The organism is Streptomyces sp. NPDC002144 (assembly GCF_053593695.1).
Window position 1 is genome coordinate 75,732 of the sequence record NZ_JBSFDB010000027.1, and the last position, 14,285, is coordinate 90,016.

Genomic DNA, 14,285 nt, shown 5'->3' on the forward strand with positions numbered 1-14,285 from the left:
GGGGACGGGGACCTCGGAGCGGATCAGTCGACGTTGACCGGACCGTCGTCGGACTTGCGCTCGTTCTTCGCGCGCAGTTCCAGCACACCGTTGCCGGCCGGGCGGCTCTCGCCGTCCTGTCCGCCGCTGAGGTTCTGCCGGACGGAGTCCAGGATCGTCAGACCCTGCGAGACCAGACCGGCGGCGATCTCACCGAGGCCGTCCGCGCCGTTGAGGACGTTGACGTTGGCGCCGGCCAGACCGCCCGCGGCCTCCTTCACGATCTGCGGCAGCTGGTCGATCAGCATCCGGTCCAGCGCCACCCGGTCGTACGACGCGGCCGCCTCGGCCTGGATCTTCATGCGCTGCGCGTCCGCCTGGGCGAGCAGCCGGATCCGCTCGGCCTCCGCCTCGGCCGGCTTCACGATCTCCGCCACCAGCTGCTGCTGGCGCAACTTGGCCTGCCGCTGGGCCAGTTCGGTCTGCGCGGCGAGCACCTCCTGCTGGGCGTGCGCCTGCGCCAGCGGTCCTGCCTGCGCGGCCTGCGCCTGCGCGCGGTCCACCTCGGCCGAGTACTCCGCCTTGACCACCGCGGTCTGCCGGGCGTACTCGGCCTGCTTGCGCGCCGCCTCCTGCTGCGCCTCGGCCGCCGTCTGGGTGGCCTGCGCCTGGGCGATCTGGGCCTGCCGCTGGATGGCCGCCCGGTGCGGCGCGGACATGGCGTCGATGTAGCCGGCGTCGCCGTCGTCGATCGACTGGATCTGCAGCGAGTCCACGATCAGACCGATCTTCGCCATCTCGGTCTTGGAGGTGTCCAGCACCTCCGCGGCGAGCTTCTGCCGCTCGGTGACGATCTCCTCGACCGTCATCGAGCCGATGATGGCCCGCAGATGACCGGCGAAGATCCGGCCGGTCAGCACCGACATCTGTTCCTGGTCCGAGAGGAAACGCTGTCCGGCGTTGATGATGCTCTCGGTGTCGTTGCCGACCTTGAACGCGATGACGGCGCGTACGTTCAACGCGATGCCCTGCCGGGTCACACAGGTCTCCGTGACCTCGGACTCGCACATCGCCAGTGTGAGGAAGCGGGTCTTTCGGAAGAACGGCAGCACGAACTTGCCGTGCCCCGTCACCACCCGGAACGGCGCGCCCCCCAGTCCCCGCCTGCCACCCGAGATCAGCATCGCCTCGTCGGGAGCGGGAACGCGGTAACCGAACATTCTGCTACTCCTCAGTCCGCGTCGGCACGGTCGCCGATCGCTCCGAGTGGATCCCTCCACTCGATGACGCCGACCTCACGACACCCACGTGACTCGATCACGAGCACCGTCGCCCCCGTCGGCAAGGGTTCGTCGGACCAGGCTATGAAGGTCTCCGAGCCGCCCCGGACCGGCACCAGGACCTCACCGGGGCCCGCGGTTCCCCGGGTTCCGATGAGCACCTTCCCGATGCAGCCGATCACGGCCTCGTCCTGCGGCATCACCGGCCGACCTCCCATGCTGTGGCCCACGATTCCGACGATAGACCCACCGGTAACCGCTGCCTAACACCAGGACGGATCTCGTAACCAGCGCCATCGGTGTGACGTTGTCCACGGGACCGATTGGAAGATGACGAAGAGGTAACGCTCCCTTTCATGCCCCGTACGCACATCCCCGGAAGGGCGACCCGATGACGACGGCGACCAGGGCGCCCGGGACACCGCCCGCCACCGCCACCGAGACCACCGCCACCGAGACCACCGGCACACCGAAGAACCGGATTCCCCGCCCCGCCGCGGCGCCCACGCTGCCGTCCCTGACCGGACTGCGCTGGATCGCCGCGCTGCTGGTCTTCGGACTGCACGTGCACAACTTCCACTACTTCGACGGCACCGGCCAGCGCGTGATGACGTGGGCCTTCGGCGCCGGAGCCAACGGAGTGTCGTTCTTCTTCGTGCTCTCCGGCTTCGTCCTGATGTGGTCCGCGCGGCCCGGCGACCGCGCCTGGCCGTTCTTCAGACGCCGCGCCGCCCGCATCCTGCCCGTCCACCTGGTCACCGCGGCCGTCGCCCTCGTCATGGCCCTCACCCTGGCCCACCAGCACAGACCGACCCTCACCGCGGGCCTGGCCAACGCCTTCCTGGTGCACTCCTGGTGGCGCCCCTGGTGGCAGACCCTCGACCCCGTCAGCTGGTCGCTGGCCTGCGAGGCGTTCTTCTACGGCACCTTCCCCCTGCTCGCCCTGCTGCTGCGCCGCCTCGGCGCCCGGGGCTCGGCGGCCCTGGCCGGGCTCGCGCTGCTGGCGGTGTTCGTGCTGGCCCGGGCGGACGCGCACCACTGGGCGGACCAGCCGCTGTACTCCTTCCCGGCCGCGAGGCTGCCCGAGTTCGTGATCGGCGCCGCCGTGGCCCGGCTGGTGCTGCTCGACCGCTGGCGCGGGCCCGGTCTGGAGGCCTCGCTGGCCCTGGCGCTCATCGGCTACTTCCTGGTGCCCCAGGTCACCGCCGGATACCCCGCCACGACCTGCACGGTGATCGGCTTCGCGCTGCTGATCCCGGCCGCGGCCGTCGCGGACCTGCGCGGTCAGCCCTCGCTGTGGCGGCGCCGATGGCTGGTGCGGCTGGGGGAGCTGTCCTTCGCCTTCTACATGATCCACCTGCTGGTCCTGCGGGCCGCGACCAGCCTGCTCGGCACCTCCCCGCGCTTCGGTGTGACCGCGGGCCTGGCCACCACGGCCGTCGCGTTCACCGTGTCGCTGGGGCTGGCCTGGGTGCTGTACGAGGCGGTGGAGGTACCGGGGCGCCGCCTGCTGCTCAGCAAGCGGCCCGCCGTCGGGCGGCCCGCACTCGAACGGTAGGGCGCCTACGGCCGCGGGACGGGCCGGGCGGCCGGTCCCGGATGGACGCTGACCTCGGTGGGGGCGAGGGCGGTGTGCTCCTCGGGGCACTCGACCACGACCCGCACCGGGGCGCCGCAGTCGCGGTGCCGGATCTCGATGACGGGGCCCTCCGGATTGGCGACGTACGTCTCGCCCCACTGCCGCAGCGCGACGAGGACGGGCCACAGATCGCGGCCCTTGGGGGTGAGCCGGTACTCGTGCCGGGTCCGGCTGCCCCGCTCCTGGTAGGGCACCGTGTTGAGGATCCCGGCGGCGACCAGCTTGCGCAGCCGGTCGGAGAGGACGGCGTCCGAGAGACCGACATGGCGGCGCAGCTCGTCGAACCGGCGCACTCCGTTGAAGGCGTCCCGCAGGATCAGCAGCGTCCACTTCTCGCCGACCAGGTCGAGCGTGCGCTGGACGGTGCAGTTCTCCGTGCTCATCTCCAGCCACTTCATAGCGGCCATGGTAGGCCCCTGACTCTGTCATTGACAGCCAGCTCGACGCACGGCTAGCTTCGGGGGAAAGAGTCAGGGAGATGGTGCAGGCGCATGGAACGCACGCGGACGTACGACTGGGAGGATCCCGCGATCTCGGCGGGAGCCGTGGGACGCGGCTCGGGGCTGGAGTTCCTGCGGGAGATCCTCGCCGGGCGCCTGCCCGCCGCGCCGATCGCGGCCACCCTGGGCATGGCCCTGGAAGAGGTGGACCACGGGCACGTGGTGTTCTCCCTGGAGCCGGGAGAAGAGCACTACAACCCCATCGGCAGCGTCCACGGCGGTGTCTACGCCACGATGCTCGACTCCGCGACCGGCTGCGCCGTGCAGTCCATCCTGCCGCAGGGCATGGCCTACACCTCGCTGGACCTGACGGTGAAGTTCCTGCGCCCGGTCACAGCGGAGACGGGCAAGGTCCGTGCCGTCGGCAGCATCGTCAGCAGCGGCCGCCGCACCGCCCTCGCCGAGGCGAAACTCCTCGACCCGACCGACCGCCTCCTCGCCCACGCGACGAGCAGCTGCATGCTGTTCCCCGTACCGGCCGCCTGAGAGACAAAGCCTCGCCAGTGACCCCTCCAACGGGCTGACGACGCTCACCGGCACCGATCGGCAGGGGGAAGTCCCCCCTCCGCCGCTCAGGCATTGCGGCGTCGGCCGGGACCGTCGAGGCTGGGTGCGTTGCCCGGTTACGAGGAGGCGGTCATGGCGGCGGACAGCGGTGTGACGGGCGCCGAGCGGCAACGGCTCGCGGACGCCGACGCGTCCCGGGCCGACTGGCGCCGCTGGGGGCCCTACCTCAGCGAACGCCAGTGGGGGACCGTACGGGAGGACTACAGCCCCGGCGGCGACGCCTGGTCGTACTTCACCCATGACCAGGCCCGCTCCCGCGCCTACCGCTGGGGCGAGGACGGCATCGCCGGTGTCAGCGACGACAAGCAGCGGCTCTGTTTCGCGCCGGCCCTGTGGAACGGCCGCGATCCGATCCTGAAGGAGCGGATGTTCGGCCTGACCAACCAGGAGGGCAACCACGGCGAGGACGTCAAGGAGTACTACTTCCACCTCGACTCCACGCCCACCCACTCCTACATGAAGTACCTCTACAAGTACCCGCAGGGCGAGTTCCCCTACGCCGACCTCGTGGACACCAACCGGGCCCGAACCCGCCACGACTTCGAGTACGAACTGCTCGACACCGGGGTCTTCGACGAGGACCGCTACTTCGACGTCTTCGTCGAATACGCCAAGGCGGGCCCGGAGGACCTGCTGATCGAGATCAGCGTCCACAACCGCGGCCCCGACGAGGCGACCCTGCACCTGCTGCCGACCCTCTGGTTCCGGCACACCTGGTCCTGGGCCGGCGGAACCGCCGTACCCAGCCTGACGAAGACCCCCGACGCCATCCGCGCCGACCACGAGGAACTGGGCCCGCGCTGGCTCTACCACGACACCGACGCCACCGCCCTGTTCACCGAGAACGAGACCAACAACGAGCGCATCTTCGGCAGTCCGAACACCACGCCCTACGTCAAGGACGGCATCGACCGCTGCGTCGTCCACGGCGACACCGCCGCGGTCAACCCGGTACAGACCGGCACCAAGGCCGCCCTGCACACCGTCCTGACCGTGCCCGCCGGTGACGGCGTGACCGTCCGCCTGCGACTCAGCGACCGTGAACTCACCGACCCCTTCGGCGACTTCGCCGCGACGATGGACGCGCGGCGGACCGAGGCCGACGCCTTCTACGACAGCGTCCTTCCCGACGGCATGGGCGAGGACGAGCGGCGGGTCGTGCGGCAGGCACTCGCCGGGATGCTGTGGAGCAAGCAGTACTACTACCTGGACGTCGAGCGCTGGCTCGCCGAGCACGGGGTGGACCCCCTGGCCGCCGACCCCCGTCTGCGCAACAGCGCCTGGTACCACATGGTCAACGACGCGGTCATCTCGATGCCGGACACCTGGGAGTACCCCTGGTTCGCGGCCTGGGACCTCGCCTTCCACACCATCGCCCTGGCCATGGTCGACATCGGCTTCGCCAAGTCCCAGCTGGAACTGCTGCTGCGCCGCCTCTACCTGCATCCCAACGGCCAGATCCCCGCGTACGAATGGAACTTCGGCGATGTCAACCCGCCCGTGCACGCCTGGGCGACCCTCTTCGTCTACGAACTGGAGAAGCACCGCACCGGGAACGCCGACCGCGCCTTTCTGGAGAACGCCTTCCAGAAGCTGACGAAGAACTTCACCTGGTGGCTCAACCGCAAGGACGTCGACGGCAACAACGTCTTCCAGGGCGGCTTCCTTGGCCTGGACAACATCGGCGTGTTCGACCGCAGCGCCCCGCTGCCCACCGGCGGTCACATCGACCAGGCCGACGGCACCGCCTGGATGGCGCTGTACTGCCAGAACCTCCTGGAGATCGCCATCGAACTCGCCGTCGACAACCCGGTCTACGTCGAGCAGGCGCAGATGCTGTTCGAGCACTTCGCCTGGATCGCCGTCGCCATGAACCGCATGGGCAAGGACAACGCCAGCCTGTGGGACGAGGAGGACGGCTTCTTCTACGACGTGCTGCGGCTGCCCGACGGCAGCGCGCAGCCGATGAAGGTGCGCTCGCTGGTCGGTCTGATCCCGCTGGCGGCGACCAGTGTGATCGGCGGCCGGGCCCACCGTGTCTTCCCCGAACTGGTGGAGGGAGCGAAGGAGTTCATCAAGCGGCACCCGGCCGTCGAGGCCTTCGTCGACCAGAACGTCCACGCGGAGCCCGATCCGGACGGCCGCTACCTCTTCGCCCTGTTCGGCGAGGACCGGCTGCGCCGCATCCTGGCCCGCATGCTCGACGAGGAGGAGTTCCTCGGCCCGCACGGCATCCGGTCCCTCTCCCGCTACCACGCGGCCCACCCGTACACCTTCGACGTGCACGGCGAGACCTACGGCGTCGGCTATCTGCCCGCCGAGTCGGACTCCGGCATGTTCGGCGGCAACTCCAACTGGCGCGGCCCGGTGTGGTTCCCGATGAACCTCCTGCTGATCCGCGCCCTGCTGAACCTGCACGCCTACCACGGGCCCGACTTCACCGTGGAGTGCCCGACCGGCTCCGGGCGGCAGCTGAACCTCTACGAGGTCGCCCGCGAGATCTCCGACCGCCTCATCGCCACCTTCCTGCGCGGCGAGGACGGCCACCGGCCCGTGCACGGAGCGCAGCCCAAGTTCGCCAAGGACCCGCACTGGAAGGACCTGATCCTCTTCTACGAGTACTTCCACGGCGACAACGGCGCGGGCCTCGGCGCCTCCCACCAGACCGGCTGGACCGGGTTGGTCGCGGCCACCGCCACCGTGTTCCACGCGATCAGCGCCGACGACTGGCGGCGCGGCGGGCGCGACTCCCTGCGGCCCCGGGACGAACGGTTCAGGACCGACGAGGAGGAGCCCTTCTCATGACGGTGATGTACGAGATCAACACCCTCGTCTGGTTGCGCGAGTTGAGCACCCGCTACGACCGTCCGGTGACCCTGGGCGACGTACCGGAGGAGGCCTGGGACGAGGTCGCCGTGCCGGGCGTCGACGCCGTCTGGCTGATGGGCGTCTGGGAGCGCAGCCCCGCCGGACTCGCGATCGCCCTGCGCGACGAGTCCCTGCTCGCCTCCTTCGTCCAGGCCCTGCCCGACCTCACCGATGCGGACATCGCCGGATCGCCGTACTGCGTACGGAACTACGTCGTCGACGCCTCCCTCGGCGGCCCGGAGGGCCTCGCCGAGGCGCGCGCCCGACTCGCCGCGCGCGGCCTGCGGTTGATCCTGGACTACGTCCCCAACCACGTCGCCCCCGACCACCCCTGGCTCGCCGAACGCCCCCACTGCCTGATCCGGGGCAGCGAGGACGACCTGGCCCGGTCGCCCGAGGCCTACTTGGAGGCCGCCGGGCAGATCTACGCCCGCGGCCGCGACCCCTACTTCGCGCCCTGGCCGGACGTCGTCCAACTCGACGCCTTCAGCGACGACCTGCGCGCGGCGACCGTCGACACCCTCGTCTCCATCGGCGACCAGGCCGACGGCGTGCGCTGCGACATGGCGATGCTGCTGATGAACGACGTCTTCGCCAAGACCTGGGGCGAGAAGGCGGGACCGCCGCCCGCCGAGGACTTCTGGCCGTACGTCGTCCCGCGCGTCCGCGCCCGCCACCCGGACCTGCTCCTCGTCGCCGAGGCCTACTGGGACCTCGAATGGGCGCTCCAGCAGCAGGGCTTCGACCACTGCTACGACAAGCGCCTCTACGACCGCCTCCTGCACGAGGACGCCGACGCGGTCCGCGGCCACCTCCAGGCCGGCCTCGACTACCAGCGCGGCCTGGTCCGCTTCCTGGAGAACCACGACGAACCCCGCGCCGCCGCCACCCTCCCCGGCGACCGGGAACGCGCCGCGGCGGTCACCGTCGCCACCCTGCCGGGCGCCACCCTCTGGCACGAGGGCCAGTTCGAGGGCCGCAGGGTCCGCCCACCGGTGTTCCTCTCCCGCCGCCCCGAGGAGCCGGCCGACGAACAACTCCGTGCCTTCTACGGCCGGTTGATCCCGGCGGCCGCCGCCGTGCGCGACGGCGAGTGGCGCCTGCTCCCCGTCACCGGCTGGCCCGACAACGACACCCACCGCAATCTGCTCGCCTGGTCCTGGACCGGCCCCGGCGCCCGCCACCTCGTCGTCGTCAACTACTCCGACGCCCCCGCCCAGGGCCAGATCCCGCTGCCCTGGCCCGACCTGGCCGGAGCCCCGCACCGGCTCACCGACCTGCTGACGGACCTGACGTACGACCGCGACGGCGACGCGCTGCTCGCCCCCGGGCTCTTCGTCGACCTGCCCGCCTGGCACTCCCACGTCCTGAGCGCGGCCTGACGGGGGCCGTGATAGACAGCGACCATGACCTGCTCACGCACGACCGGCGGTGACCTGTGACCGCCGGCATCGACACCCCGGACCGCCGTGGCCGCACCGGGCTGGACAGAACCGGGCTCGACCTGACCGGAAACCCGCGCGTGCGGGTGCGCGAGGTGAAACTGCTTTCCAGCCACTGGTACGTGGAGCGCGCCACCACCTTCGACTTCCAGCACGCCGACGGCACCTGGAGCAGCCAGCAGCGCGAGACGCACGACCGCGGCAACGGCGCCACCATGCTCCTGTACGACACCGACCGCGAAACCGTCCTGCTCACCCGGCAGTTCCGCTTCCCCGTCTATGTCAACGGCCACCCCGACGGCATGCTGATCGAGACCCCGGGCGGACTGCTCGACGACGATGACGAGCACCCCGAACTCACCGCGCGCCGCGAGGTGGTGGAGGAGACCGGGCACACCATCGGCGAGGTCGAGCACGTCTTCGACGTCTACATGAGCCCCGGTTCGGTCACCGAGCGCGTGAGCTTCTTCGCCGCCGCCTACGGACCCTCCACCCACACCCACGAGGGCGGCGGCCTGGAGGAGGAGGGCGAGGACATCGAGATCGTCGAACTGCCCTTCCGCCGCGCCCTGGAGATGATCCGCACCGGCGAGATCAACGACGCCAAGACCATCATGCTGCTGCAGTGGGCCGCCCTCGACGGACCCTTCGCGAAGGGTTGACCTCAAGCGCACTTCAAGAGGAAGACTCCCGTTCGTAACCGCCCATCCGGGCGCGAACGGGAGGACACACCCATGAAGTACCGCACGATCGGGACCGACCCGGCGCACCGCCGGGAGGTCAGCGTCCTCGCGCTGGGCGCCATGCTGTTCGGCTCCCGCACCGACGAGAAGACGTCGTACGCCCTGCTCGACCGGTTCGTCGAGGCGGGCGGCACCTTCATCGACACCTCCGACAACTACGCCTTCTGGGAGGACGGCGGCCAGGGCGGCCAGAGCGAGGAACTGCTCGGCCGGTGGCGGCGCAGCCGCGGCGTCGGCGACGAGATCGTCATCGCGACCAAGCTCGGCGCCCGCCCCCTCGCCCCCGGTACCAGCTACGTCGATAACCCCGAGGGTCTGTCCGCGAAGGTCATCCGCGAGTCCGCCGAACGCAGCCGCGAACGGCTCGGCGTGGAGAAGCTGGACCTGCTGTACGCGCACATCGACGACCCGACGGTTCCGCAGCGCGAGAGTGTCGAGGGCTTCGCCGAACTCGTCGCCGAGGGCACGGTCGGTCTGCTCGGGGTGAGCAACCAGGCCGTGTGGCGGGTGGAGCGGGCCCGGGCGATCGCCGCCGCGGCCGGGCTGCCCGGCTACCAGGTCCTCCAGTACCAGCACAGCTATCTGCGCCCCCGCACGGACGTGCCGAGCGACATGTTCCCCGACGGCAGTCTCGGCGCCGTCGGCCCGCAGCTGCTGAGCTATCTGCGGGCCGAACCCGGCCTGACCCTTGTCGCCTACTCACCCCTGCTGAAGGGCGCCTACGTCCGCCCCGAACGGCTGCCGCACGACTACGACCACCCCGGCACCCCGCCCCGGCTCGCGGCCCTGCGCGAGGTGGCCGAGGAGACCGGCGCGAGCGTCAACCAGGTCGTCCTCGCCTGGCAGTTGGGCGCGGACGTCCCGATCGTCCCGCTGGCCGGCGCCTCCTCGCTCGCCCAGCTGGAGGAGAACCTCACCGCCGTCGACCTGGAACTGACGACGGCTCAGCGCGCGAGGCTGGACGCGGCGCACTGAGCCCGTGCGGCGAGGGCGTTGACGGCGCGCGCGCCGCCCGCGGTGGTGCAGGCGAACGCGCGAGCAGCGCCACGACGGCCGCCAGGGTCAGGCCGGCCGTGAGCGCGTAGCCCGCGAGGGCCGTATACCGACCGCCGGTCTAGCAGGCCCGCGTGGGCCGGCAGGTCGAGGTGGAGGAGCGCGTGCGCAGGAGCCGCCGGCGAAGCCGCCCAGGGACGGGAGCAGCGCGAAGCCGGGCATCGCGGCGGAGCCCACGGCGAACGAGAGGACGAGCAAGAGGACGAGCAAGAGATCGGCCCTCCTGGGTACACGCAGGACAAGTCGATGGTCGTACACGTGACAGCCCCGAAAAATTCACTGAAGCTTTAGCCAAGGGTTATGAACGACCCGCGCGGATTTCCGGTCCATACGGTGGGGGCCGTGCTCGAGAGACGGGGGAATCTTGCTTATCAGGGGGACCGACCTGGTCGAACGGGGTGAGGGACAGCCCCAGGCCGTGTGGTGGTGGCGGACTCTGCTGTTCCTGTGGCGCACACTGCGCGGCGAGTGGAACGGCATCATCGTCGACCCGGTACGGCAGCTGAGACGCCGCGGGCTGCCCGCGCTGTCGCTCGCCTTCCTCGCCGCCTTCGGCGTCATCTTCTTCCACGCGATTGCCCAGCACCCGGCCGGCGCGACCGCCGTGCGGCTGCTCGGCGGCGTCTACGCCGACCTGCCGCTGTGGCTCGCACTGCTGCGCACACCGGTGTCGCTGTACGTGCCCGCCCTCGACCTGCCGGTGTGGGCGGGCATCACCCAGCTGTTCCTGGCCTTCGCCCTGGCCGAACTCGCCCTCGGCCGCGCCAGAACCCTCCTCATCTCCTACGTCACCACCCTGGCCGGCACCCTCACGGTCCGGGTGATGCTCGCGATCGGGCCGGGCTGGCACGGCATCGGACTGCCGCCGGAGATCGGGCAGGTCCTCGACACCGGCCCGTCGGCGGCGGTGGTCGGCCTGTTCACGTACATCTCCGTCGTCCGCCGCGCCCCCATCGTGTTCACGCTGACCGGCGGCTCGATGGTCTGGGAGTCGATCGCCGTCCCCAACCTGGCGGGCCGCGAGCACCTCATCGCGGTCGCGGCCGCCATCGTCCTGGCCCTGGTCCACGAGCACACCCGCCGACGCACCGCCAAACCGTCCTCCCCGACCACCCCCGGCTCCGTCCCGACCCCGTGCCCCACGACCGGCCGCCCCTCACTGCTACCGTGAGGCCGCGGCGGCGCGGTCGCGGCCGCCATCGCCCTGGTCTACGAGCGTGGAGCCGCCTGGTCCCTCGTCCACGAGCGCGGGTGGTCCCTCGCTGCTGGGGTGAGGGACCGGTCGTTACGCGTGCGGACGCGACCTTCTCAGGCCTGGGTCCTCCCGTAGCGGGTGAGGACGGCGGGGCCGGCTCGTTCCACCGAGAGGCACTCCAGGTGGACGGGTGAGGTGTCGGCCGGGAAGAGACGGCCGCCGGTGCCGACCAGCGTGGGGAGGGTGACGAGCCGGTACTCGTCGACCAGGTCCTCGGCCATCAGCGCGCGGGCGACGCCGAGACTGCCCATGACGACCACGTCCCGCTGCTCCCGCTTGACGGTGTCCACCAGGTCGCCCTCCAGGAGACGGGAGTTGGACCAGGCCGAGACGTCGGTGAGGGTGCGCGAGGCGACCAGCTTCGACGCGGCGTTCATCCGCAGCGCGAAGGGGGTGTCGCGCTGCGGCCACAGCCGCGAGAACTGCTCCCAGGTGGTCCGCCCCAGCAGCAGGACCCCCTCGTCCAGGCTGGCCCCCAGCTTGAACCTGTCCCCGGCGACCACCTCCGGGCCGTGTCCGAACAGCCAGCCGCCGCCCGGTGTCCCCTCGGAGCCGTCCGGGTCGGTGACGATCCCGTCCAGGGTGGTGTACGCGATGACGATGACGCTCATGTCCGATGTCCTCTCGATCGGTGTCGCCGGTACGTACCGGCGACACCGGCCGGACTCATCGCCCGCCGGGAAACCCGTCGAAGAAAATCTCCCGGGGCAGGTCGAAGGCATCGAGGGCCCGCGGATCGGCGAACACCACGTTGCGGGCGACCAGACCACCGGTCACCGTGAACACCTGCAGCGAATGCAGCCGGTGCGGCCCGCCCTCCGCCCCGGGCGCGTACGCGGCGAGCGCCGGCTGTCCGTTCGCGGTGAGCGGCCGGCTGAGCCAGCCCGTGCCGCGCATCGCGAACACCCGCTCGATGAACAGCCCGTACCGCTCGCTCCCGCGGTACCACAGCGGCACCGGCGGCATCTCCAGGATCGCGTCGTGCGTCAGCAGCCGGACCAGCCCGGGCACGTCCCCCGCCTCGAACGCCCGCGCGTACCGCCCCACGGCCTCCCGCGCCCCGGCGTCGTCGGGCTCGGTCACCTCGCCGGGATCGCCCACGCCCGCCAGCGCGACCCGGGCCCGCTGCAGCGCGCTGTTCACGGCGGCGACCGTCGTCTGAAGCTGCTCGGCCACCTCGGCGGCACTGAACTCCAGCACCTCCCGCAGCACCAGCACGGCCCGTTGCCGGGCCGGCAGCACCTGCATGGCCGCCACCAGCGCCAGCCGCAGATCGGCCCGCGCCTCGACGTCGTAGCGGCCGTCGGGGAACGGCTGCAGCCAGGGAATGTCCAAGGCCGGGGTCAGCGGGACCCCCGGATCGTCGCTCGGCGCGCCCAGCCCCGAGGGCAACGGGCGTCGCGCCCGCCCCTCCAGTGCGCTCAGACACACGTTGGTCGCGATCCGGTACAGCCAGGTCCGCACCGAGGCGCGGGCGGCGTCGTACCGGTCACGGGCCTTCCAGGCCCGCAGCAGGGTCTCCTGCACCAGGTCCTCGGCCTCGTGGAACGAGCCCACCATCCGATAGCAGTACGCCACCAACTCGCCCCGGTACGGCTCAAGGTCCATGAGGTTCATCATGGACCCATGAGTGGACTCCCCACCGCACAGTCCGTCCGCACCACCCCCGAAGGCCTCCTGTGGGAGCCGAGCGAGCGCAGGGTGCGAGGCCGCAAGGGCGACGTCACCGTCGTCGACAGCCGGCACCCCGTCCTCGTCTGGGAACCGTCACTGCCCGTACCGCAGTACGCCTTCCCGCGCGGCGACGTACGCGAGGACCTCCTGCGCCCCGCGAAACGCCCTCGCACCGGGTCCCACACCGGATCGACGGTCTTCTACGACCTGGAGATCGACGGCGAGCTCCTGGAGAACGCCGCCTGGACCTTCCCCTCCGCCGACCTCGCCGAGTACATCGCCTTCGAGTGGTTCCGGCGCAGCGGCAAGGGCCTCGACCACTGGTACGAGGAGGAGGAAGAGATCTTCGTCCACCCCCGGGACCCGCACAAACGCGTCGACGCCCTCGTGAGCGGCCGCCATGTCCAGGTCGCGGTCGACGGTACGCCCGTAGCCGACACCCGCCGGCCCGTGCTGCTCTTCGAGACCGGCCTGCCGACCCGCTACTACATCCCGCGCGAGGACGTCCGCATGGACCTGCTCACCGCCACCGACCACCACACCGGCTGCCCCTACAAGGGCACCGCCGAGTACTGGTCGACGCCCGGCGGGGCGAACCTCGTGTGGAGCTACCCGGATCCGCTGCCGGCCGTCGGCGCGATCAAGGGACTGCTGGCCTTCTTCAACGAGGCGGTCGACATCACCGTGGACGGGGAGCGGCTGGAGCGCCCCGTCACACCGTTCAGCGCGCTGTTCACACCGAGCAGCCCACGTGGGCCAGCGCCTGCCTGAGCAGCACCCCGTGCCCGCCCGGCATCTCGCTCTGCACCGCCTCCGACACGGCCTCCTGCGGGCTGAACCAGACCAGGTCCAGGGCGTCCTGCCGGGGCCGGCAGTCACCCGTCACCGGGACCACGTAGGCCAGCGACACCGCGTGCTGACGCGGGTCGTGGTACGGCGTGACGCCCTGGGTCGGGAAGTACTCGGCGACGGTGAAGGGCTGCAGCGAGGCCGGGATCCGGGGCAGCGCCACCGGGCCGAGGTCCTTCTCCAGGTGGCGCAGCAGGGCGTCCCGGACGCGCTCGTGGTGCAGCACCCGGCCGGAGACCAGGGTCCGGCTGACCGTCCCGTCCGGCCCGATGCGCAGCAGCAGGCCGACGCTGGTGACTTCGCCGCTGTCGTCCACGCGCACGGGCACGGCCTCGACGTACAGGATCGGCATCCTGGCACGCGCCATCTCCAGCTCGTCGGGGGAGAGCCAGCCGGGCGTGGTATCGGTCATGTCAGACATTGCTTGATCATACTT

General features: G+C 71.0%; 14 protein-coding genes. 8 read left to right on the top strand and 6 right to left on the bottom strand.

All coding sequences use genetic code 11. The features are described 5' to 3' along the window. Positions 1–23 precede the first annotated feature (23 nt). A complete protein-coding gene (locus tag ACWCQ1_RS33710; protein WP_133048072.1) occupies positions 24–1,199 on the bottom strand; it encodes an SPFH domain-containing protein in 1,176 nt (391 codons plus the stop codon). 11 nt (positions 1,200–1,210) lie between these two features. Continuing rightward, positions 1,211–1,459, bottom strand: coding sequence for a hypothetical protein (locus tag ACWCQ1_RS33715; RefSeq protein ID WP_208779198.1), 249 nt, complete (start codon positions 1,457–1,459; stop codon positions 1,211–1,213). A gap of 191 nt (positions 1,460–1,650) precedes the next feature. Between ACWCQ1_RS33715 and ACWCQ1_RS33720 the strand changes: the two genes are divergently transcribed. Then, positions 1,651–2,817 (top strand): acyltransferase family protein, encoded by a 1,167-nt coding sequence (locus ACWCQ1_RS33720; protein ID WP_451028088.1) that lies wholly within the window; start codon positions 1,651–1,653, stop codon positions 2,815–2,817. A gap of 5 nt (positions 2,818–2,822) precedes the next feature. On the opposite strand, the gene ACWCQ1_RS33725 is transcribed toward ACWCQ1_RS33720, so the two are convergent. Next, the gene (locus ACWCQ1_RS33725) at positions 2,823–3,296 is read right to left on the bottom strand and encodes a winged helix-turn-helix transcriptional regulator (protein WP_133048070.1); all 474 of its coding nucleotides are present in this window, start codon (positions 3,294–3,296) and stop codon (positions 2,823–2,825) included. Positions 3,297–3,389: 93 nt separating this feature from the next. Between ACWCQ1_RS33725 and ACWCQ1_RS33730 the strand changes: the two genes are divergently transcribed. The 6 genes from ACWCQ1_RS33730 (at position 3,390) to ACWCQ1_RS33755 (ending at position 11,242) form a co-directional block, all read left to right on the top strand. Next, the gene (locus ACWCQ1_RS33730; protein ID WP_133048069.1) at positions 3,390–3,884 is read left to right on the top strand and encodes a PaaI family thioesterase; all 495 of its coding nucleotides are present in this window, start codon (positions 3,390–3,392) and stop codon (positions 3,882–3,884) included. Positions 3,885–4,037: 153 nt separating this feature from the next. Further along, positions 4,038–6,770: an MGH1-like glycoside hydrolase domain-containing protein gene (locus ACWCQ1_RS33735; protein WP_451028089.1), complete on the top strand. Its 2,733-nt coding sequence runs from the start codon at positions 4,038–4,040 to the stop codon at positions 6,768–6,770. Then, a complete protein-coding gene (locus ACWCQ1_RS33740; RefSeq protein ID WP_451028090.1) occupies positions 6,767–8,215 on the top strand; it encodes an alpha-amylase in 1,449 nt (482 codons plus the stop codon). The genes ACWCQ1_RS33735 and ACWCQ1_RS33740 overlap by 4 nt, the downstream gene beginning before the upstream one ends. 56 nt (positions 8,216–8,271) lie before the next feature. Continuing rightward, the gene (locus ACWCQ1_RS33745) at positions 8,272–8,937 is read left to right on the top strand and encodes an NUDIX domain-containing protein (RefSeq protein WP_133048066.1); all 666 of its coding nucleotides are present in this window, start codon (positions 8,272–8,274) and stop codon (positions 8,935–8,937) included. A 72-nt stretch (positions 8,938–9,009) separates the two neighbouring features. Beyond that, a complete protein-coding gene (locus ACWCQ1_RS33750; RefSeq protein ID WP_358597240.1) occupies positions 9,010–9,993 on the top strand; it encodes an aldo/keto reductase in 984 nt (327 codons plus the stop codon). A 442-nt stretch (positions 9,994–10,435) separates the two neighbouring features. Then, positions 10,436–11,242 carry a hypothetical protein gene (locus ACWCQ1_RS33755; protein ID WP_451028091.1) on the top strand — a complete coding sequence of 269 codons (807 nt, stop codon included), beginning with the start codon at positions 10,436–10,438 and terminating at the stop codon, positions 11,240–11,242. Positions 11,243–11,379: 137 nt separating this feature from the next. On the opposite strand, the gene ACWCQ1_RS33760 is transcribed toward ACWCQ1_RS33755, so the two are convergent. Both ACWCQ1_RS33760 and ACWCQ1_RS33765 read right to left on the bottom strand, forming a co-directional pair. Next, on the bottom strand, positions 11,380–11,937 hold the full coding sequence (locus ACWCQ1_RS33760) for a dihydrofolate reductase family protein (protein ID WP_451028092.1): 558 nt from the start codon (positions 11,935–11,937) through the stop codon (positions 11,380–11,382). Between the two features lie 55 nt (positions 11,938–11,992). After that, positions 11,993–12,934 (bottom strand): sigma-70 family RNA polymerase sigma factor, encoded by a 942-nt coding sequence (locus tag ACWCQ1_RS33765; RefSeq protein WP_451028093.1) that lies wholly within the window; start codon positions 12,932–12,934, stop codon positions 11,993–11,995. Between the two features lie 18 nt (positions 12,935–12,952). Between ACWCQ1_RS33765 and ACWCQ1_RS33770 the strand changes: the two genes are divergently transcribed. Further along, a complete protein-coding gene (locus ACWCQ1_RS33770; protein ID WP_358597249.1) occupies positions 12,953–13,771 on the top strand; it encodes a DUF427 domain-containing protein in 819 nt (272 codons plus the stop codon). Here ACWCQ1_RS33770 and ACWCQ1_RS33775 read toward each other — a convergent pair. Beyond that, positions 13,734–14,270, bottom strand: a complete 537-nt coding sequence (locus ACWCQ1_RS33775; RefSeq protein WP_133048061.1) for an NUDIX hydrolase family protein — start codon at positions 14,268–14,270, stop codon at positions 13,734–13,736. The two genes, ACWCQ1_RS33770 and ACWCQ1_RS33775, sit on opposite strands and share 38 nt — an antisense overlap. Positions 14,271–14,285 lie beyond the last annotated feature (15 nt).